This is a genomic window from Achromobacter sp., from assembly GCF_032113835.1.
In the GTDB taxonomy this organism is placed as follows: Bacteria; Pseudomonadota; Gammaproteobacteria; order Burkholderiales; family Burkholderiaceae_B; genus Achromobacter.
This window is the reverse complement of record NZ_DAMCTG010000002.1, coordinates 73,553-92,813: the sequence shown is the minus strand read 5'-3', so window position 1 is coordinate 92,813 and position 19,261 is coordinate 73,553. Positions and strand designations below refer to the sequence as shown.

Annotated in this window: 18 protein-coding genes; 13 read left to right on the top strand and 5 right to left on the bottom strand. The window is 67.3% G+C overall.

What is annotated here, in order from left to right; all coding sequences use genetic code 11:
- Positions 1–4: 4 nt before the first annotated feature.
- From RT697_RS01410 to RT697_RS01395, 4 genes are all read left to right on the top strand, one after another.
- Positions 5–667, top strand: coding sequence for a response regulator transcription factor (locus tag RT697_RS01410; protein ID WP_313696660.1), 663 nt, complete (start codon positions 5–7; stop codon positions 665–667).
- Between the two features lie 82 nt (positions 668–749).
- The gene (locus RT697_RS01405; protein ID WP_313696659.1) at positions 750–1,766 is read left to right on the top strand and encodes a peptidase U32 family protein; all 1,017 of its coding nucleotides are present in this window, start codon (positions 750–752) and stop codon (positions 1,764–1,766) included.
- Positions 1,757–2,656 (top strand): U32 family peptidase, encoded by a 900-nt coding sequence (locus RT697_RS01400; protein WP_313696658.1) that lies wholly within the window; start codon positions 1,757–1,759, stop codon positions 2,654–2,656. Before RT697_RS01405 ends, RT697_RS01400 begins: the two co-directional genes overlap by 10 nt.
- A complete protein-coding gene (locus tag RT697_RS01395; protein WP_313696657.1) occupies positions 2,653–3,120 on the top strand; it encodes an SCP2 sterol-binding domain-containing protein in 468 nt (155 codons plus the stop codon). The genes RT697_RS01400 and RT697_RS01395 overlap by 4 nt, the downstream gene beginning before the upstream one ends.
- A gap of 92 nt (positions 3,121–3,212) precedes the next feature.
- Here RT697_RS01395 and RT697_RS01390 read toward each other — a convergent pair whose 3' ends face one another.
- On the bottom strand, positions 3,213–5,399 hold the full coding sequence (locus tag RT697_RS01390) for an ABC transporter permease subunit (RefSeq protein WP_313696656.1): 2,187 nt from the start codon (positions 5,397–5,399) through the stop codon (positions 3,213–3,215).
- Positions 5,400–5,423: 24 nt separating this feature from the next.
- Positions 5,424–6,446 carry an amino acid ABC transporter substrate-binding protein gene (locus RT697_RS01385; RefSeq protein ID WP_313696655.1) on the bottom strand — a complete coding sequence of 341 codons (1,023 nt, stop codon included), beginning with the start codon at positions 6,444–6,446 and terminating at the stop codon, positions 5,424–5,426.
- Between the two features lie 168 nt (positions 6,447–6,614).
- Here RT697_RS01385 and RT697_RS01380 point away from each other — a divergent pair, with 168 nt between their 5' ends.
- The gene (locus RT697_RS01380; protein WP_313696654.1) at positions 6,615–7,754 is read left to right on the top strand and encodes an aminotransferase class V-fold PLP-dependent enzyme; all 1,140 of its coding nucleotides are present in this window, start codon (positions 6,615–6,617) and stop codon (positions 7,752–7,754) included.
- Between the two features lie 72 nt (positions 7,755–7,826).
- Complete coding sequence (locus tag RT697_RS01375) at positions 7,827–9,122, top strand: aminotransferase class I/II-fold pyridoxal phosphate-dependent enzyme (RefSeq protein ID WP_313696653.1); 1,296 nt, start codon at positions 7,827–7,829, stop codon at positions 9,120–9,122.
- Here the strand turns inward: RT697_RS01375 and RT697_RS01370 are convergent.
- Positions 9,119–10,051, bottom strand: a complete 933-nt coding sequence (locus RT697_RS01370) for an AraC family transcriptional regulator (protein ID WP_313696652.1) — start codon at positions 10,049–10,051, stop codon at positions 9,119–9,121. The genes RT697_RS01375 and RT697_RS01370 overlap by 4 nt on opposite strands.
- A gap of 134 nt (positions 10,052–10,185) precedes the next feature.
- Between RT697_RS01370 and RT697_RS01365 the strand changes: the two genes are divergently transcribed.
- From RT697_RS01365 to RT697_RS01345, 5 genes are read left to right on the top strand one after another with little or no spacing between them, the layout of a single operon-like run.
- The gene (locus RT697_RS01365; protein ID WP_313696651.1) at positions 10,186–10,743 is read left to right on the top strand and encodes a carboxymuconolactone decarboxylase family protein; all 558 of its coding nucleotides are present in this window, start codon (positions 10,186–10,188) and stop codon (positions 10,741–10,743) included.
- Positions 10,740–11,882: an acyl-CoA dehydrogenase family protein gene (locus tag RT697_RS01360; RefSeq protein WP_313696650.1), complete on the top strand. Its 1,143-nt coding sequence runs from the start codon at positions 10,740–10,742 to the stop codon at positions 11,880–11,882. The genes RT697_RS01365 and RT697_RS01360 overlap by 4 nt, the downstream gene beginning before the upstream one ends.
- The gene (locus RT697_RS01355) at positions 11,879–12,676 is read left to right on the top strand and encodes an ABC transporter ATP-binding protein (protein ID WP_313696649.1); all 798 of its coding nucleotides are present in this window, start codon (positions 11,879–11,881) and stop codon (positions 12,674–12,676) included. Before RT697_RS01360 ends, RT697_RS01355 begins: the two co-directional genes overlap by 4 nt.
- 43 nt (positions 12,677–12,719) lie before the next feature.
- On the top strand, positions 12,720–13,910 hold the full coding sequence (locus tag RT697_RS01350) for an ABC transporter substrate-binding protein (RefSeq protein WP_313696648.1): 1,191 nt from the start codon (positions 12,720–12,722) through the stop codon (positions 13,908–13,910).
- Positions 13,907–14,764 carry an ABC transporter permease gene (locus RT697_RS01345; RefSeq protein ID WP_313696647.1) on the top strand — a complete coding sequence of 286 codons (858 nt, stop codon included), beginning with the start codon at positions 13,907–13,909 and terminating at the stop codon, positions 14,762–14,764. The genes RT697_RS01350 and RT697_RS01345 overlap by 4 nt, the downstream gene beginning before the upstream one ends.
- 28 nt (positions 14,765–14,792) lie before the next feature.
- On the opposite strand, the gene RT697_RS01340 is transcribed toward RT697_RS01345, so the two are convergent.
- Positions 14,793–15,254, bottom strand: coding sequence for a surface-adhesin E family protein (locus RT697_RS01340; RefSeq protein WP_313696646.1), 462 nt, complete (start codon positions 15,252–15,254; stop codon positions 14,793–14,795).
- Positions 15,255–15,403: 149 nt separating this feature from the next.
- Here RT697_RS01340 and RT697_RS01335 point away from each other — a divergent pair, with 149 nt between their 5' ends.
- Complete coding sequence (locus RT697_RS01335; protein WP_313696645.1) at positions 15,404–16,822, top strand: hypothetical protein; 1,419 nt, start codon at positions 15,404–15,406, stop codon at positions 16,820–16,822.
- A gap of 35 nt (positions 16,823–16,857) precedes the next feature.
- Here RT697_RS01335 and RT697_RS01330 read toward each other — a convergent pair whose 3' ends face one another.
- Positions 16,858–17,547 carry a GntR family transcriptional regulator gene (locus RT697_RS01330; protein WP_313696644.1) on the bottom strand — a complete coding sequence of 230 codons (690 nt, stop codon included), beginning with the start codon at positions 17,545–17,547 and terminating at the stop codon, positions 16,858–16,860.
- A 137-nt stretch (positions 17,548–17,684) separates the two neighbouring features.
- Here RT697_RS01330 and araD point away from each other — a divergent pair.
- The coding region (gene araD, locus RT697_RS01325) for an L-arabinonate dehydratase (RefSeq protein WP_313696725.1) at positions 17,685–19,261 on the top strand (1,577 nt) is incomplete at its 3' end.

The window sequence follows — 19,261 nt, the reverse complement described above, 5'->3', positions numbered from 1 at the left end:
TACCATGACCATCCGCATCCTGCTCATCGACGACCACACCCTGTTCCGCTCCGGTGTCCGCCTGCTGTTGCAGCGCCAGCCCGACTTCGAAGTCGTGGCCGAGGCGGGGGACGGCGTCGAGGGCCTGAAGCGCGCCAAGGAACTGAAACCCGACGTCGTGCTGCTGGACCTGAACCTGCCCGGTCTCTCGGGTCTGGAAACGCTGCAACTCCTGACGCAGGATCTGCCCGGCTGCGCGGTCATCATCCTGACGGTCTCGGAAGAAGCCGACGAGCTTGGCCAGGCGTTGCGCGACGGCGCCCGCGGTTATCTCGTCAAGAATATCGACGCGGACGCGCTGGTGTCCGCGATCCGCCGCGCCGCCAACGGCGAAGCCGTCATCGCGGACAGCATGACGGCCAAGCTAGTGGAACAGTTTCGCGGACAGGCCAGCCAGACGCCGCCGCCGCCCGGCACGGCCGAGCGCCACCGCCTCACTGCGCGCGAAACGCAGATCGTGCAATGGCTGGCGCGTGGCGCCAGCAACAAGGTCATTGCGCGCGAACTGGACGTCAGCGAAAGCACCGTCAAGATCCACGTGCAGAACGTGCTGAAAAAGCTCAATCTGACCAGCCGCGTGCAGGTTGCCGTGTATGCCGTCGAGCGCGGCCTGTACACCGAGGAATAGTCCGATAAAAAGGCGCCACGCGCGCCGCGCGGTTTGATTTTCGACAAGGCCCGGGGGACGGGCGGCCCATAGACTGGCCGTCATGCAAACTCGAACCTCTCCCATAGAGCTCGTGGCCCCGGCAGGCAGTCTGGCCGCCTTGAAAGCGGCGATTGAAGCGGGCGCCGACACCGTCTATCTCGGGCTCAAGAACGCCACCAACGCCCGCAACTTTGCCGGGCTCAATTTCACCGAATCAGACATCCGCGCCGGCGTCGAACTGGCGCATCGCCACAACCGGCATGTGCTGTTCGCCATCAACACGTTTGTGCAGGCAGGCCGCATGGCGGAATGGCAGGCCGCCGTCGATGCCGCCCATGACCTGGGCGCCGACGCGGTCATCATGGCCGATCCGGGCCTTCTGGCCTACGCCAGCGACCGCTATCCCGATCTTCGCCTGCATCTGTCGGTGCAGGGTTCGGCCACCCACACCGACGCCATCGAACTCATGAAGGAACAGTTCGGCATTCGCCGCGTGGTGCTGCCGCGCGTGCTGACATTGACGGAAATCGCCCGCATCTGCGCCAACGTCAGTGTCGAGGTCGAGGTCTTTGGTTTCGGCAGCCTGTGCGTCATGGCCGAGGGCCGCTGCCTGCTGTCGTCGTACGCCACCGGCGATTCTCCCAACAACAAGGGCGTCTGTTCGCCCGCGCACGCCGTGCGCTGGGTCGAAGAAGACGGCCGCATGGATGCGCGGCTGTCCGGCATTCTCATCGACCGCTACGAACCCGGCGAACCGGCTGCGTACCCCACGCTGTGCAAGGGCCGGTTCGAAGTGGACGGGCAAGCCGACCACGCACTCGAAGAGCCCACCAGCCTGAACGCCATCGGCCTGTTGCCCAAGCTCGCCGAGATGGGCGTGTCGGCCATCAAGATCGAAGGGCGCCAACGCAGCCCGGCGTACGTCACGCAGGTGGTGTCCACGCTGCGCGCCGCGCTGGACAGCGTGCACGCAGACGCCGCGCGCTTCTCTCCGCGCCCCGAATGGAACGCCATGCTGGCGCGCCATGCCGAGGGTTCACAAGTCACACAAGGCGCTTTCGAACGTCCATGGAAATGACCTCCATCCCATTCCAGATTTCAGTCGGCCCCTTGCTGTACTACTGGCCGCGCCAGCACACCATGGATTTCTACGCCGCCCTGGCTGAAAGCCCGGCGGACATCATCTACATTGGCGAAACCGTCTGTAGCCGGCGTCACGAACTGCGCGCCGACGATTGGCTTGAGCTGGCGCGTGACCTGCGCGCGGTGGGCAAGACGGTCGTGCTGTCGGGCCGCACGCTGATCGAGACCGGCGCAGAGGCCAGCGCCCTTAAGAAGCTGTGCGAGCAGCAGGATTTCATGGTCGAGGCCGGCGAACTGGGCGCGGTGCGCCACCTCAGCGGCCGCGGCTTTGTTGCCGGTCCGCACGTCAATGCCTATCACGGCGGCACACTGACCTGGCTGGCCAGCCGCGGCGCCGTGCGTTTTGTCGCCCCGCTTGAAATGGACGGGCCCACGTTGGGACGGTTGCTGCGCGAACGCCCCACCGGCATGCAAGCCGAAGTCATGGTTTGGGGCCGGATGGCGCTGGCGTTTTCGGCACGCTGCTTCACGGCGCGGCATTTCCGCCTGAAGAAGGACGACTGCGGATTCCGCTGCATCGAGCATCCCGACGGCCTGGACATGCGCACCCGCGAATCGCGCGAATTTCTGGGAATCAACGGCATTCAGGTTCAATCGGCGGCTTGCCTGGACCTGTTGGCCGAAGCGCCCGAACTGGCTGGCATGGGCGTGGACGTTCTGCGCGTCAGCCCGCAATCGTCGGGCACGCTGGAGGCGATCGCCGCGCTGGACGCGACGCGCCGCGGCGCCAAGCCCGATGCGGTCTCGCCGCCCGAGGGGATCGGCCGCTGCAATGGTTACTACTATGGACAGGCCGGCATCGGCCTGCAGGAGGCCGCCGCATGAGCGCAGCTCTGAATCTACCGCCCATGCTGGCCAAGCTGGGCAAGCGCGTGCCGGGCCCTTTCGTGTCCCTGCATTTTGTCGCGGGACTTGAACTGGCCCGCCGGCTCAAGTGGCTGGAACCGCCCGCCGAACTGAACGGACGCACCTTTGCCATCACCGTCGAAGACCTGGGGCTTCGCAGCACCTTCGTGGTGCGCGACGGCGCCTTCCGGCCGCTGTGGAACAAGGGATCGCAAGCTGGCCCCGCCGAACTGGAACTCGGTGCGAAGCTTGCCGACTTTCTGGCGCTCATGCGCGCGGAAACAGATGCCGACACCTTGTTCTTCCAACGCCGCTTGCGGATTGCCGGTGATACGGAACTGGGATTGATCGTCAAGAACTGGCTGGATGCTTCGCCTCGGCCTGCATGGCTGCAGCGCATCAGCGCGGTGAATGGTGGAATCGGGAACGGGGCGGGCGGCTGAAGTCCTGGCAGTTCCAACAGTCGGTTCCTGTTAATCGGTTCCTGTTAATCGGTTCCTGCTAATCGGTTCCGGCCCTGCGGTCCATCTCCTAGTCAGTTCTTTCCACGCCCCTCCATGCGGCGTGCCACCCCCGACAACGCCAGGCTGGCGGCCAGATACAACAGCGCCACCGCCAGGTACACCTCGACGTGATAAGGCCGCCAGTCGGTGCCCGCAACCACCGCCTTGGCCGCACCCAGCACGTCAAACACGCCAATGATGCTGACCAGCGACGTGTCTTTGACCGCGCCCACAAAGACGCCCAGCGCGGCGGGCGCGGCGATGCGGCGGGCCTGCGGCCAGATCACGCACGCATAGGCCAGCGCGGGGTGCATGCCCAAGGCGCGTGCGGCCATCATCTGGCCGGGCGGAATCGCCTGCAGGGCGCCGCGCAGCACTTCGGCCAGCACGCACGCGGTATGCAGCGTCAGCGCCGCCAGCGCCATGCTGAACTTCGACACGCCGCCGCCCAGCAGCATGGGCAACACAAAGGACGCGAACAGCAGCTGGGTCACCAGCGGCACGCCGCGCACCGCTTCGATCAGACCGGCCGCGGCCAACGAGCCGGCTGGGCTGCCAGACCGGCGAAGCAGGGCGAGCGCAAAGGCAAGCGGCACGGCCGCCGCCAGCGCGGCGATCGCCAGGATCAACGTGACGAGCAGTCCGCCCCAGCGTTGGGGGCCGATGAAATCGCCGCCCCATGGCCAACCGGTCAGCGCAGCCGCGGCAACGCCAAACAGCGCGGCCAACAGGGCAATACGCCAGCGTGGCGGTGCGCGGCGTGCGCCCAGGGCGATGGCAATGGCGGCCAGGAGCGCCAGGCACGCGACCAGCGCGGGGTCCCGGTGCGCTTCGGACATGGTGCCGTAGATCAACAGTGGCAGGTTTTCGCCCACGGCGGCCCAGCAGGCGCCCGCCGCATTCGCGCAGGTCATCGGGTCGCCCGACCACACGGCGCGCAGCACTGCCCAATTCAGCAGCGACCATGCCACGGCGGCCAACAGCAGCGTCAGGACGGCAGACACCACTTTGCTGCGCAGGGTTCCGGGCTTGCCGCCAGCACCATTCTTGAACGCGCGGTCGCCCAGACGCGCGCCGTGCGTGTCGCCCGGGCCGTGCCGCGTATTGCGCGCATTCCAGGCGGACAGCCCCCCGCCCAGACACAGCGCCAGCGCCAGATACACGGCCACTGCAAGCGCAATGCCCTCCAACGCCAGCCCGGTTTGCGTGATGGCCGTGTTGATGACGGCCATCAGCTCCTGGTAGCCGATCGCGATGGCGAGCGTGCTGTTCTTGATGAGCGCCAGGCATTGGTTGGCATAGGGCGGCAATGCGACGCGCGTGGCGTAGGGGGCGATCACCAGCCGCAGCACCTTGGAGGGAGTTAGGCCCATGGATTGGCCGGCTGCGACCAATCCAACGGGAACCGCGCGGACCGCGCCGCGCACGATGTCGGCGATGTAGGCGGCGTGAAAGACCACGAGGCCGATGGTCAAGGCGGCGAATTCGATGCTGGGTTGCCAGCCACCATGAAGGCCGAGCCCGCGCCTGATGGGCAGGTCGATCTGCATGGGCGGCAATTGCGCCCAGGCGATTCCCGCGGCGGCTAACACCGCAGCCAATGCAGCAGCCAACGCGGCGGGTTGCGTCGAACCGGACCAGCGGCGGCGGGCGCGCCAGCCTAGCGCCAGCGCGGCCACTGCCACGCCGGCATAGGGCAGCCAGCCATGCAGGGCGGGCAAGGCCAAGCCGCGATTGGACAGCAGTACCGAAGGCAGCGGCGACCAGGCCTGACGCAGATCGGGCAGGCGCAGCAGCAATCCATACCAGACGAATAGCTGCAAGAGCACGGGGGTGTTGCGCAACGGTGCGATGACAAGGGCAGCAGTTCGCGCCGCCAGCGGGTTGGACGACAGCCCCATGAATCCCAGGCCCGCGCCCAGGACGGTCGCCAGCGGAATCGCCACGACGGCGACGGTCAGCGTATTGACCAGTCCCGCCGCCAGGGACATCCAGTAAGGGTCTTCCGGTGTGACGTTGAGCAGGCTTTCAGAGATGCGGAACCCGGCCGGCTGAAAGAGAAAGCCGAATCCGCCCTGGATACCGCGAGCGGCCTGCACCGATTCGATGTGCAGCACCAGAATCGAGGCCATGCCGCCCAATCCCAGCACCCACGCCAGCGCCGGCAGCCAGCGGCGCCACGGGGCAGTCGACGGGAAGGGGAGCGAGGTGGCGGTCATGTCGGGCCCATCAACCGATACGTATCACTGGAACGGTGGCGAATACAGCAAACCGCCCTTGTTCCATTGCGCGTTCAAGCCGCGTTCCAGCTTGAGCGGTGTCGCCGCGCCCAGGTTGCGATCCCACACCTCGCCGTAGTTGCCCACGGCCTTGATGGCCTGCCTGGCCCAGGTTTCGTCCAGCCCGAAGCTCTTGCCGATGCCGGGATCCACGCCCAGCAGGCGGCGCACCTGCGCGTCGGTGCTTTGCGCCTGGCTGTCGGCGTTGTTGGCGGTGATGCCCAACTCTTCGGCGGCGACCAGCGCATTGACCGTCCAGCGCACGATGGCGACCCAGTTCGGGTCGTCCTGGCGCACGAAGGGGCCGAGCGGCGACTTGTTGATGCGTTCGGGCAGGATGATGAAGTCGTCGGGTTTGCCGGCGCGCGCGGCGCGGCTGGCGGCCAGCGTGGACGCATCCGACAGGTAGACGTCGCAGCGTCCGGCATAGAAGGCCTGTTCCAGTTCGACCAGGTTCTCGATCACGACCGGGCGATAGCTGAGCTTGTTCTTCTTGAAGTAATCGACCAGGTTCTGTTCATTCACCGTGCCGGGCTGCACGCAGACCTGCGCGCCCTCCAGTTCGGTGGCGCTTTTGACGCCCAGCTTGCGCGGCACCAGGAAGCCTTGGCCGTCGTAGAACACGATGCCGGCGGATGCGATGCCCAGCCCGGCGTCGCGGCCCGACGTGATGGTGGTGTTGCGGTTCAGCACGTCGATCTCGCCGGTTTGCAGTGCCGGAAAACGCTGCTGCGAGCTCAGCGGCACGAAGCGGGTCTTTTCCGGATCGCCCAGCACGGCTGCGGCCAGCGCGCGGCACAGGTCCGCGTCAAGGCCGGTCCAGCGGCCTTGTTTGTCGGCAATCGACAAACCTGCCGACCCCTGGCTGACGCCGCACACCAGTTCACCGCGCTTCTTGATGGTGTCCACCGTGCCGGCCTGCGATGCGCCGGCAAGCGTCATCGCGGCGGCAATGCCCGCAGCCTTGAGTAGATGGTTCAAACGCATGCTGTTCCCATAATTGTTGTGTGCAAGAGAGGCACGAATTCTATGGGCGCACCGCGGTTTGCCGAGCGACTTAATACTCATATCAATATGAAAACTAAGCCTTATCCAGATGCGCGTCATATACCTAGAATGCCCGCATGCCAGATGGTCTGGCGGAGCAGGTTGCGCATGACTTGGCAGGACGAATTCAGACAGCTGTTTCCCATCACGCGCGACAAGGCCTACGCCAACATCGCGTACACCAGCCCCTTGTCGCCGCGCGTGTCGGCCGCGGTCGCGGGCTTCTTCGACGGCATCACGCATGCCCGCAGCGACAAGCCGCAATGGCTGCGCGATGCCGACGCCTTGCGCGTGCGGCTGGCCCGGCTGATCGGCGGCGACGCGCACCGCCTTGCATTCACCAAGAACACCACCGAAGGGTTGAACACCGTCGCGCAGGGGCTGGCCTGGAAGGAGGGCGACAACCTCATCGTCGACGATCAGGAACATCCCTCCAACGCCTTGCCGTGGCTGAACCTGCGCCGGCGTGGCGTGCAGGTGCGCGTGGCGCAGGCGCGCGCGCATCGCTTCACCGTCGATGACCTGTGGCAGCACGTGGATGCCCGCACTCGATTGATCGCGGTGTCGTGGGTGCAGTACGGCACGGGCCTGCGCACCGACATCCAGGAACTGGGACGCCGCTGCGCGGAACGCGGCATCTGGCTGGTCGTGGACGGCATCCAGGGCGCGGGCCTGTTGCGCGCGCAGGTGGACGACTGGCACGTCGACGCCTTTGCGTGCGGCGCGCACAAGGGCATGCTGGGTCCGCTGGGCGTGGGCCTGCTGCACGTGTCGCCGCGGCTGCTCGATGCGCTGGACCCGTTCTATATTGGTCCGTCCGGCGTTACCACGCTGGACAAGTCCGGCCTGCAATGGCAGGCGGCGGTGTCGGATGCCAGCGACGCTCGAAGGCTCGAGACCGGCAACCTGAATTATCCCGGCATCGCCGGCTGGGCGGGCGCGCTGGACCTGATCGAACAGGCCCGGCCAGAACGCATCGAGCCCTGGGTGCTTGAACTGTCGCAGGCACTGAGGGATGGACTGCGCAGTCTTGGCGCGCAGGTCGTGTCGCCGCCGGGCGATGACGTGCGCAGCACCACGACGGCGCTGCGCGTGGCCGACCCCGCTGCCGCGCTGGCGCATTTGACGCAGGCCGGTGTCGTGGCAAGCATCGTGGAGTATGGTTACGTGCGCCTGTCCGTGGGCGCCTATAACAACCATGAAGACATCGATCGCATTCTGCGCGCGGCGCGCGCGATTGCGGCTTGATGGGCAGCTTGATCGGCGGCCTGATTCACAGCCTGATCTCAATTTTCAAAAACATGTTTACCGGAGAGACTGATGACTGAAGCGAAGAAGCCCAACTGGCGTCTGGAAACCGTGGCCGTTCACGGCGGCTACCGCCCCGATCCGACCACGCGCGCGGTGGCGGTGCCCATCTACCAGACGGTGGCCTACGCGTTCGATGACACACAACACGGCGCGGACCTCTTCGATCTGAAGGTCGCGGGCAACATCTACACCCGCATCATGAATCCGACCACCGACGTGCTGGAGCAGCGCGTGGCGGCCCTGGAAGGCGGCATTGCCGCGCTGGCGCTGGCCTCGGGTCAATCGGCCGTCACGTACGCGATCCTGACCATCGCCGAAGCGGGCGACAACATCATTTCGTCCAGCACGCTGTACGGCGGCACCTACAACCTGTTCGCGCACACGCTGCCGCAATACGGCATCACCACGCGCTTTGCCGACCCGGCCGATCTGGCCGCCTTCGAGGCGCAGATCGACGACCGCACCAAGGCCATCTTCGCGGAATCGGTCGGCAACCCGCTGGGCAACATCACCGACATCGCCGCGTTGGCCGAGCTCGCGCATCGCCACGGTCTGCCGCTGATCGTGGACAACACCGTGCCGTCGCCGTACCTGCTGCGTCCCATCGAGCACGGCGCCGACATCGTGGTGCAGTCGCTGACCAAATATCTGGGTGGGCACGGCACCAGCCTGGGCGGCGCCATCATCGACTCGGGCAAGTTCCCGTGGGCGGAACACAAGGCGCGTTTCAAGCGCCTGAACGAGCCCGATGTCAGCTACCACGGCGTCGTCTACACCGAAGCCTTCGGCCCGGCCGCCTACATCGGCCGCGCGCGGGTGGTCCCGCTGCGCAATACCGGCGCCGCAATCTCGCCGTTCAACTCGTTCCAGATCCTGCAAGGCATCGAGACGTTGGCGCTGCGCGTGGACCGCATCGTGGAGAACGCGGTCAAGATCGCCAGCTACCTGCGCGAGCATCCGAAGGTCGAATGGGTCAATTACGCCGGCCTGCCGAATCATCCGGACCATGCGCTGGCCAAGAAGTACCTGGGCGGCAAGGTGCCGGGCCTGTTCACGTTCGGCGTGAAGGGTGGCCGCGACGCTGGAGCGCGCTTCCAGGACGCGCTGCAGCTCTTCACGCGCCTGGTCAACATCGGCGATTCCAAGTCGCTGGCGACCCACCCGGCATCCACCACGCACCGCCAGCTCAATGCCGAGGAACTGAAGAAGGCGGGTGTGCGCGAGGAAACCGTGCGCCTGTCCACCGGCATCGAGCACATCGACGATCTGATCGCCGATCTGGATCAGGCGCTGGCGCAGGTTTAGGCAGCAGGGCGGCGGCGCCGCAAGGCGGACGGCGCCATGCCTTCCGTGCGTTGAAACACCCGGCTGAACGCCGCCTGCGATTGATAGCCCACGCGCTCGGCGGTCTCCTGGATGCCCATGCCCTGATCCAGGAGCCGCCGCGCGACACGCATGCGCAGCAACTGCAATAGCTGCGCCGGCGTCGTGCCGCTTTGCAATGTGAAGCGGCGGTGGAAGGTGGCCTTGGACATGTGGACGCGGTCCGCCATGTCCTGCATGCTCCAGGGCGCGGCGGGCTCGGCCAGGATCGCCTGCAGCAGCCCGGCCATGGCCGGATCGCGCGCCAGCACGAAAAGACCGTGTGCCTGGCGGTCCTGAATGGCCAGGTGGCGCAGCATGAAGAAGATCAGCAGATCCGTCAGGCGTTCCAGCACGACCGGCGAGGCGGACGGCGCGCGCGCGGTCTCGTCCAGGATAAGATCGAACACGCCGCGCGCGGCGCGAAAGCGTTCGTCGTCAGCGCGCAGCAGCAGATAGTCGGGCAGGGTGTCGGCCAGCAGGTCGGCCAGCCCCGGGCGAAACTGGAAGAACCCGCAGGCAAGGCCCGTGCCGTCAGGCTGACGTGGCGATAACGGCTGCATCGGGCCGCACGCGGCGCCGGCGCCGGCGGCGGCTGACGGTTGCAGGGGCGTCAGCACGTGGGCGATGTCGCGCAGAAAGAAGATGCCGTCCCCTGCGGACAGCGTGTGCGATTCCTGGCCAGATGCGATGTCCGCGCGGCAGCGGCCGTGCAGGATCAGGTGAAAACTGGCGCGGGCGCGCCCGCTGGTGCTGGCAGTCCAGTTGCCGCAATACTGGCCCAGATGGTAAAGACTGGATTGCACCTCCAGGCTGGACAGCAGCACGGCGTCCACGGCGGCTTGATCGGTGAGGGCGGAATCTAGGGTCAAGGTGGCAGGCGGTTATAAGCGCATAGCTGAAAGTCGATAAGATCGAGCATCAAGTTGCGATCCTCGTGCATTGTCGCTTGCGGGCGGCTGCACGCAAAATGGTGTTTTCTTTCGATAGCCCAACGGAGAACTTCATGGCCCGTCTTACCGTGCACACGGCGCAGAGCGCACCCGAACCCACCCGCCCGGCCCTGGCCGCGGCCGAGAAGGGCGCGGGATATCTGTCCAACCTGCTGGGCGTGCTGGCCAGCGCACCCGCCGCGCTCGAGGCCTATCAGACGCTGTCGCAGATCAATGCGCGCGCCGGCCTGACCCTGCAGGAACGCGAGGTCGTGCAACTGGTGGCCGGCACGCTGCACGGCTGCACCTTCTGCGTGGCCGGCCACACCGCACTGGCGCGCAACAAGGCCAAGCTGTCTCCCGAAGTCGTGGACGCGCTGCGCGCGCAGGGCACGCTGCCCGACGCGCGCTTGCAGGCGCTGGCGGCATTCACGCAAGCCGTGATCCGCACGCGCGGCCGGGTCGACGACGCCGAACTCAAGGCCTTGCGCGATGCGGGCTACACGGAGGGCAATGCGCTCGAGGTGATCCTGGGCGTGGGCTTGGCCACGATCTGCAACTTTGCCAACAACCTGGCGCAGACCCCCTTGAACGAACAGCTCAGCGAATATGCCTGGAGCGGCGCGCAATGACGGCGCAGACCGCAACCCGGCTTGACGCCACCGAGCCGGCCGGCGGCGCGATCCTGCCGCCGGACCTGCGGGACTGGCTCGCGCAACATGCCGAGGCGCTGGACGAGGGCAGCCTGGACGCCGCCACCGTGTTGCCGCGGCTGGCGTCGGCGGGCCTGTTCCGCATCGGCGTGCCCGAGTCGCAGGGCGGCCTGGCCGGCACCGATATCGGCGATGCGATCGAAGCGGTGTCGCAGGTGGCCGAACTGTCGGTCGCCAGCGCATTCGTCGCGTGGGGCCAGCGCGTGTTCATCGAATACCTCTTGACCAGCCCCAACACGGCGCTCGCCGAGCGCTGGCTGCCGCCGCTGCTTGCCGGCGAGGTGGCTGGGGCGACGGCGCTGTCGAACGCGATGAAATTCCTGAGCGGCATCGAGTCGCTGCAGATTGCGGCGCAGGGCGATGCGGGGCAATGGACGCTGGACGGCCGCATGCCCTGGGTGACGAACCTGCGGCCGCAGGGCTTTCTGGTTGCGGCGGCGGTCACGGCGCCCGACGGCACGCCCGCAGTCGTCGCGCTACCGCACGATATCGCCGGACTGGAACGCAGCGCGGATCTGTCGTTGCTGGCGCTGCAGTCCAGCAACACCGCGGCGCTGGACGTGCGCGGCGTGCGCATCGGTCCCGAATGGCTGATCCACGCCGACGCGCGGCAATATCTGCCGGGCGCGCGTCCGGCGTTCGCAGGCCTGCAATGCGGCCTGTCGATCGGTCTGGCGCGCCGCGCGTTGCAGGCGGCCGGGCAGGCGGGGCAGGGCCAGGCGTCGCGCGGCATCCTGGGCCAACCCTTGCAGGCGCTGTCCGCGCAGCTCGAGGATCTGACGGCCAGCCTCATCGCAGGCGTGCGCAGTCAGCGATTTGTCGCCGAACCGTGGGCCTTGTTCGAAATCCGCATTGCGCTTGCCGACGTGGCGAACGCGGCGGTGCAGCTTGAACTGCAAGCCAGCGGCGGCGCGGCCTATCTGAAGCCCGGCGGCGCCGGCTTTGCGCGGCGCTGGCGCGAGGCGGCGTTCCTGCCCATCGTCACGCCAAGCCTGGTGCAGTTGAAGACCGAACTGGCCAAGCGCCAGGCCCGGCTTGCCGAGCAGGCCGCCTCATGACGGCGGCGCCGCTGCCGGTGCTGCAGGCCCGCAATCTGGCGCTGCGCTATCCCGGCGCGGACGGCGCCGTCTTTGAAGGCGTCGACCTGGATCTGGCGCGCGGGGAAGTGGTCGCGGTGCTGGGCGCCAGCGGCGCGGGCAAATCGAGCCTGTTGCGGGTGCTGGCCGGCCTGCAACCGGCCACCGCCGGCACGCTGCTGATGGAAGGCGCGCCGCTGTCCGGCGTGCATCCGCGCGTGGCGGTGGCGTTTCAGGATCCCAGCCTGTTGCCCTGGCTGACGCTGGAACGCAATGTCGCCTTCGGACTGGACTTCAAGCATCAACCGGCGCTGACGGATGCGCAGCGCCGCGCGCGCGTGGCGCAGGCCATCGACGAAGTCGGATTGGCGCACGCGCGGCATCTGCGTCCGGCGCAGTTGTCGGGCGGCATGGCGCAGCGCACGGCGCTGGCGCGCTGCCTGGCCCGCCAGCCGTCGGTGCTGCTGCTGGACGAACCCTTTGGCGCGCTGGACGAAGTCACGCGCGGCGAAATGCAGGAACTGCTGCGCAAGGTGGTGGCCGACTTCCAGACGGCCGCCGTCCTGATCACCCACGACATCGATGAGGCGCTTCTGCTGGCCGACCGCATCGTGCTGCTGGGCGGCGCGCCCGGACGCATTCTGGGCGTGTGGCAGGTGGACCTGCCGCAGCCACGCGCCGACCTGCTGCCGGAAATGGGCGCGCTGCGCCTCGAAATTCTTACCCGCCTGCGCGCCGCGCTGCGGGCCACGCGCGGCGCCGCCGCACTTGCCTGACGAACCACGACCAACCCTGACCCATCCCGCGAGGAGCTTTCTGATGTGCCTTGAACACATGTCGCGTCGCGACTGGTTGAAACTGTCGGCCCTGCTGACCGCAGGTGGCGCGGCATCGCTGCTGTCCGCCTTCAACGCCCGGGCGCAGTCCGAGCCCGACGCGCCTGTTCGCATCGGCTACCTGCCCATCACCGACGCCGCGCCGCTGCTCGTGGCGCATAACAACGGCCTCTTCGACAAGGCGGGCGTCAAGGCCGAAAAGCCCGTGCTGCTGCGCAGTTGGGCGCAGGTGATCGAGGCCTTCATCTCGGGGCAGGTGAACGTGGTGCATCTGTTGTCGCCGATGACCGTGTGGGCGCGGTTTGGCAGCAAGGTGCCCGCCAAGGTGGTGGCCTGGAATCACGTCGGCGGCTCCGGCCTGACCGTCGCGCCCGCCGTCAACGACGTGAAGGATCTGGGCGGCAAGACGGTGGCCATTCCGTTCTGGTATTCGATCCACAACGTCATGCTGCAGTACTTGCTGCGTGAAAACGGGCTGACGCCGGTGTCGCGCAAGGACGGCACGCCGGCGGCGAACGAAGTGAATCTGGTCGTCATGGCGCCCGCGGACATGCCACCCGCGTTGGCGCAGCAACGCATTGCGGGCTACATCGTGGCCGAGCCCTTCAACGCGGCGGCCGAGACATTGGGCGTGGGCAAGGTGCTGCGCTTTACGGGCGACATCTGGCGCAACCACGCCTGCTGCGTAGTCTTCATGCACGAGCGCGACCTCACGCAGCGGCCGGAATGGTCGCAGAAGGTGGTGGACGCCATCGTGCAGGCGCAGCTCTGGATCCGCGACAACCGCGCCGAGACCGCGCGGCTGCTGTCCAAGGAAGGCATCAACCGCTATACCCCGCACACGCTGCCGGCGCTGTCCAAGGTGCTGGCGCCGCCGCCTGAGGACCGCGAGCAGTACCTGGCCAGCGGGGCGATCCGCCATGCCGATTGGGATGAGCGGCGCATCGACTTTCAGCCTTATCCCTTCCCGAGCTACACCGAGGAACTGGTGCGGCGGCTGCGCGATACGCTCATCGAGGCGGACCGGGGATTCCTGGCCGACCTGGATCCAGCGCGCGCCGCGGCCGAGCTGGTGGACGACCGCTATGTCCGGCGGGCAATCGAATCGGCCGGGGGACTGACGCGTTTCGGCTTTCCTGATGCGTACAGCCGGACCGAGCTGGTGCAGGCGTGACGGGGCGCGAGTCCGTGGCGCCGGCGCCGCACGAGACGCCTGCGCCGCCCGAAGCGCAGCGGCAGCCTGCGGCGCCTTCCCTTTCCAAGAAGGCCGCCGGCCTGGGCCTGGGCGCGCGCTACGCGCTCGGCCTTGGCGGGTTGGGACTGCTGCTGGCGGTGTGGTGGCTGGGCACGGAAGTCCTGGCGCCCGTGGGCGGCATGGCGCGGCGCTTTGCGCCCGGACCCACTTTCGTCAGCCTGGGCGAATTGCTGTCCGGCGCGGACCTGCCCCACCACATCCTGGTCAGCCTGCGGCGCATCGCGGTGGGCTTGGGGCTGGCCTTGGCGATCGGCGTGCCGCTGGGCCTGGCGATCGGCAGCTGGCGCCGGCTGGAAGCGGCGGCATCGCCCGCCATGCAATTCCTGCGCATGATCTCGCCGCTGTCGTGGATGCCGATCGCGGTCATGGTGTTTGGCGTGGGTGACGATCCCGTCTACTTTCTGCTCGCGTTCGCGGCGGTCTGGCCGATCGTGCTGAACACGGCGGCCGGCGTCCAGCAGCTTGATCCGCGCTGGCTGCAACTGGCGCAAAGCGTGGCCGCGACCCGCTGGGAGACGCTGCGCAGCGTCATCCTGCCCGGCGTCATGGGCCACATCCTGACCGGCGTGCGGCTGGCGATCGGCATTCTGTGGATCGTCCTGGTGCCGTGCGAAATGCTGGGCGTGTCGGCCGGCATGGGGTACTTCATCCTGGATACGCGCGACCGGCTGGCGTATTCGGAACTGATGGCGATGGTGCTGATGATCGGGGTGCTGGGCTTCTTGCTGGATGCCGGCGCCCGGGCGTTGTACCGGTATTGGCGAGGGCAGTAGCCATCCTGGCTACCCCCTTCGCCACCGGCTACTTGCGCGCGCTTTTGCCGTTTGCCGCGCAGACCAGATCCCGCAGCCGCCGCTGCACCGGGTCGCGCGTGACCGGCGCATTGCGGATGCCCGCCACCGGGATGGATTCCACGATGGCCCCGGTGGCGTCGTTGCCCGCGTGGTGCAGCACCTCGGTGACGGTATAGGTGTCGGCGGCGCAGTTCAGCGTCACCGGCTGGGTCACCGACCCATAGGGTTGGCCGTTGGCCTCGGAAATGCGGGGTTGGGCGTAGAACCAGGCCACCGTCACGGCTCGTACCGTCGGGCTGTCGGACACGGTTCGGATGGATTTGCTGTCGTAGAACACGCCCGGCATCGTCTGCGGATCGACCGGCACCCAGGCCGGATCGTTGGCGGAGGCGCCATGCGCTATCGGGCCGCCGCTCGCCGCGACAAACAGGGCCAGGGCGAGGAGGGCAGAAGGAGGCCTTGCGGTCATGGGCGATTCCGTGGTTTCGGGGCAGGGGTGCGCGTCCGTAAGACGTGAGCATGCGTTACGCCAGTATAGAGAACCGGGCGCAACGCGCTATAGTCTCGTCCGTTCGATAAATGTGGCTGGCGGCGCGGGGGGCTGGCATTATGCCCAGGATGCCTGGACCCAAGACCATCAGACTCGTGGCCGCCGGCCTGGCGGTCCTCTCGGCCGCCGTGCTGGCGCGGGGCATTTACCAGATCATCCCGATGGGCGATCCGCTGCCGCGCACCGAGGTCGTGGGCGAACTCAACGGCCCGGCGCTGGCCTCGTATTCCCGGGTTGCCATCCAGCGCTTCGGCGAACGCCAACTGCTGACTGGCCAGCTTCTGGTCACCGCCAAGGACATCGAGGGCCTGGCGCAGGCGCCCGTGCTGGATACGCAGGTTCCAGCCCTGAAAGAACGTCTTCAAAAGCAGCGGGTCAGGCTGGCGCAAGCCGGCGCCATCACCACGCTGGCGCACGGGCAAGGCGATCTCGCCCTGACCATGCTGCAGACCGGCCGCTCCACCACCGATACGCGCAACCTCATCTATGGCGGGCGCGGCACCGGCGTGTTCGAGCTGCTGGGATCCATCAGCGGCGATACCGGCGTCACGCTGATCGGTGCGCCGGGCGGCGAACCGCTGTATCTCGTCACCAGCACCCTGCGCAGCCGGGCAGAGGGCGATCAGCCTCCCGCCTGGGACACGCTGCGTTCGGACGACCTGGGCGAGACCTGGATCTACGATCCCGACGTGACGCTGGGCGTGCCGCAGCAGCACACGGCTTTCCTGACCGACCGGCTGGCGATCGCGCTGGAAGTCCACGAAACCGGCGTGCGGCTGCTGCATAGTTGCGACGGCGCCAAGCGTTGGGTGGCGACGCTGCTCAAGGAACAGGTCTGGCCGGATTCGGCCGCGTTCGAGCGCAAGTTTGCGGAAACGGCCGAGCGCGACCGCAAGGCCTACGGTCAGGAGCAGCTTGGTTATGGCTGGTCGCTGTACCCGCTGGACGAGACGCGCGCGGTGGGCTGGAGCTGGCGGACGCGCGTACGGCCCGAAGGCCAGGAAGCGCCCGAGCTGATCGAGACGCGGCGTTTCGAGGTGCAGTTCCAGGAAGGCGCGTCGCCCGCGTTCCGCATCACGCCGGACGTGCCTGGGGTGCCCACGCAGGACGCCCACGCGCTGTTGACGCGCGACGAGCCCGTCTTCGAAACCGAGGGCGGCGCCATCTTCCAGTTGGACAAGACGACGATGTCCTGGGTGAAGCGATCGCGCTCGCCTGATGTGCGGGGGGCGGCGTCGCGGATTGGCCAGGCGTGGTTCGGCCGGAATGCGTGGGTCATCAAGACCTACGCCGAGCACCTGTTTTCGGGCGCCGATTTCACGAAGACCTACTTCTACAGCCGCGACAAGGGCAGATCCTGGCGTCCGTTCCAGTTGTCGCACGCGCAGGAGCGCGGGCTGCTGGGCCTGGATCAGACCGGGGACGCGCTGCTGACGCTGGCCGAACGCGGCGGCAAGACCGTCATCCAGCGGTATCCGCTGGATTGATCCTGCCAGTGCGAAGGGATGCGGCGCATCCCCGGCTAATCGGCCACCACATATTCCGGATAACGCTTGCAGATTTCAGCCACCTGGCTGAGCGTGCCTGACAGGTGCTCGCGCAGCACCTGCTGCGCCCGGGCCGGATCCTGCGCGGCGATGGCATCCAGCAGCCGTTGATGGTCGTCCAGGATGCGTTCCGCCTTGCCGGCTTCCGGCAGATGCAGCCGGCGCAACCGGTCCAGGTGGCCGCTGTAGCGCTGCGCCATTTCCCACAGGCTGGCGACGCCCGCGGCTTCGTGCATGTCGCGGTGAAAGGCCTGGTCCGCGTTGATGAACTGCTGATACTCGCCGCTGGCGTGGGCGGTGCGCTGCAGGTCGATGGAGGCCTGCAGGCGTTGCAGCAGCAGCGGATCGGGCCGCTGCGCCAGCAGATGGACGATCTCAAGTTCCAGCGAGCGGCGCAGGAAGTGCGCCTGCCGCGCGGCCGCGATGTCGACGCGGCTGACCACTGTGGTGTGCTGCGGATAGATTTCGACCAGGGCTTCCTCGGCCAGCCGGATGAGCGCGTCGCGGATGGGCGTCTGGCTCAGGCCGTAGCACTCGGCCAGGGTGACGCGCGACAGCGGCGCGCCAGGCACAAGTTCCAACGAAATGATCTGGCGCCGCAGGTGTTCGAAGACTTGCGGGGCTGCGTGGCGGGAGCGATCCAGTCTGAGCTTCTGGCTTTGCATCAGGTAAGCGTGTCGAAGTCCCGCGTGGGGAAGGGCTGATAACGAATGCCGCAGTGTAGCGGGTTTTCACCTAGCTGACGCACTAATGTATTAGTGTATAAATGCTCTCACCCTTACTCCGCATCCCCTCGTATCCCATGAAACGCACCTACGAAAGCTTGCGCAGCGCTGCCTGGATGGCCAAGGACGATCTGCGCTCCTTTGGTCACCGTTCCCGCATGATGCAGATGGGCTACGGCCCTGACGATTGGGCAGGGCGTCCCGTCATCGCCATCATCAACACCTGGTCCGACCTGAATCCCTGTCACAGCCATTTCAAGCAGCGCGTCGAAGACGTCAAGCGTGGCGTGTTCCAGGCGGGCGGATTTCCGGTGGAGCTGCCGGCGATTTCGGTGTCGGAGTCCTTCGTCAAGCCGACCACCATGCTGTACCGCAACTTCCTGGCCATGGAGACCGAGGAGCTGCTGCGCAGCCATCCGGTGGACGGCGCCGTCCTGATGGGCGGCTGCGACAAGACCACCCCCGGCCTCATCATGGGCGCCATCAGCGCCGGCCTGCCGTGCGTCTACGTGCCTGCCGGTCCCATGCTGCGCGGCAACTGGAAGGGCAAGATCCTGGGTTCCGGGTCGGACGCCTGGAAGCTCTGGGACGAACGCCGCGCCGGCAAGATCACGCAAGAACAATGGACCGAAGTGGAAGGCGGCATCGCCCGCAGCTACGGCACCTGCATGACGATGGGCACCGCCAGCACCATGACCGCCATCGCCGAGGCGATCGGCATGACGCTGCCCGGCGCCTCATCCATCCCGGCGGCGGACGTCAACCACATGCGCATGTCGGCCGAATGCGGCCGGCGCGTGGTCGAGATGGTCTGGGACGACCTGACGCCCCAGCGCATCCTGAGCGTGGCGTCCTTCAAGAACGCCATCAACGTCGCCATGGCGATGGGCTGTTCCACCAACGCCATCATCCACCTGGTCGCCATGTCGCGCCGGGCGGGCTGCGCCGTGGGCCTGGACGACTTCGACGCGGCCAGCCGCAAGGTGCCGGTCATCGCCAACATCCGGCCCAGCGGCGACACCTACCTGATGGAAGACTTCTATTACGCAGGCGGCCTGCCGGCGCTGATGTCGCGCCTGCAGGATGCCCACCTGGACCTGTCGGCCATGACGGTCACCGGCAAGACGCTGGGCGAGAACATTGCGGGGGCCGAGGTCTACAACGACGACGTGATCCGCAAACTGGACGAGGCGATCTACGACGAGGGCGCGCTGGCCGTGCTGCGCGGCAATATTGCGCCGGACGGCTGCGTCATCAAGCCCAGCGCCTGCGCGCCGCAATACCTGCGCCACACCGGTCCCGCGCTGGTCTTTGACGACTACCCCAGCATGAAGGCCGCCGTCGAGGACGAGAATCTGGACGTCACCGCCGACCACATCATGATCCTGCGCAACGCCGGTCCGCAGGGCGGGCCGGGCATGCCGGAGTGGGGCATGCTGCCGATCCCGACCAAGCTGGTGAAGCAGGGCGTGCGCGACATGCTGCGCCTGTCCGATGCGCGCATGAGCGGCACGAGCTACGGCGCCTGCATCCTGCACGTCGCGCCCGAAAGCTATATCGGCGGCCCGCTGGCGCTGGTCAAGACGGGCGACACGATCACCGTGGACGTGCCAGCCCGCACCATCAACCTGAACATCAGCGACGAGGAACTGGC

Bases quoted from the DNA above. Each gene is read 5' to 3' on its own strand.
- RT697_RS01400 (WP_313696658.1), top strand. From the start codon at position 1,757: ATGGAAATGACCTCCATCCCATTCCAGATTTCAGTCGGCCCCTTGCTG.
- RT697_RS01410 (WP_313696660.1), top strand. From the start codon at position 5: ATGACCATCCGCATCCTGCTCATCGACGACCACACCCTGTTCCGCTCC.
- RT697_RS01330 (WP_313696644.1), bottom strand. From the start codon at position 17,547: ATGCAAAGCCAGAAGCTCAGACTGGATCGCTCCCGCCACGCAGCCCCG.
- RT697_RS01350 (WP_313696648.1), top strand. From the start codon at position 12,720: ATGTGCCTTGAACACATGTCGCGTCGCGACTGGTTGAAACTGTCGGCC.
- RT697_RS01355 (WP_313696649.1), top strand. From the start codon at position 11,879: ATGACGGCGGCGCCGCTGCCGGTGCTGCAGGCCCGCAATCTGGCGCTG.
- RT697_RS01385 (WP_313696655.1), bottom strand. From the start codon at position 6,446: ATGCGTTTGAACCATCTACTCAAGGCTGCGGGCATTGCCGCCGCGATG.
- RT697_RS01335 (WP_313696645.1), top strand. From the start codon at position 15,404: ATGCCTGGACCCAAGACCATCAGACTCGTGGCCGCCGGCCTGGCGGTC.
- RT697_RS01365 (WP_313696651.1), top strand. From the start codon at position 10,186: ATGGCCCGTCTTACCGTGCACACGGCGCAGAGCGCACCCGAACCCACC.
- RT697_RS01375 (WP_313696653.1), top strand. From the start codon at position 7,827: ATGACTGAAGCGAAGAAGCCCAACTGGCGTCTGGAAACCGTGGCCGTT.
- RT697_RS01340 (WP_313696646.1), bottom strand. From the start codon at position 15,254: ATGACCGCAAGGCCTCCTTCTGCCCTCCTCGCCCTGGCCCTGTTTGTC.
- RT697_RS01380 (WP_313696654.1), top strand. From the start codon at position 6,615: ATGACTTGGCAGGACGAATTCAGACAGCTGTTTCCCATCACGCGCGAC.
- RT697_RS01405 (WP_313696659.1), top strand. From the start codon at position 750: ATGCAAACTCGAACCTCTCCCATAGAGCTCGTGGCCCCGGCAGGCAGT.
- RT697_RS01360 (WP_313696650.1), top strand. From the start codon at position 10,740: ATGACGGCGCAGACCGCAACCCGGCTTGACGCCACCGAGCCGGCCGGC.
- RT697_RS01390 (WP_313696656.1), bottom strand. From the start codon at position 5,399: ATGACCGCCACCTCGCTCCCCTTCCCGTCGACTGCCCCGTGGCGCCGC.
- RT697_RS01395 (WP_313696657.1), top strand. From the start codon at position 2,653: ATGAGCGCAGCTCTGAATCTACCGCCCATGCTGGCCAAGCTGGGCAAG.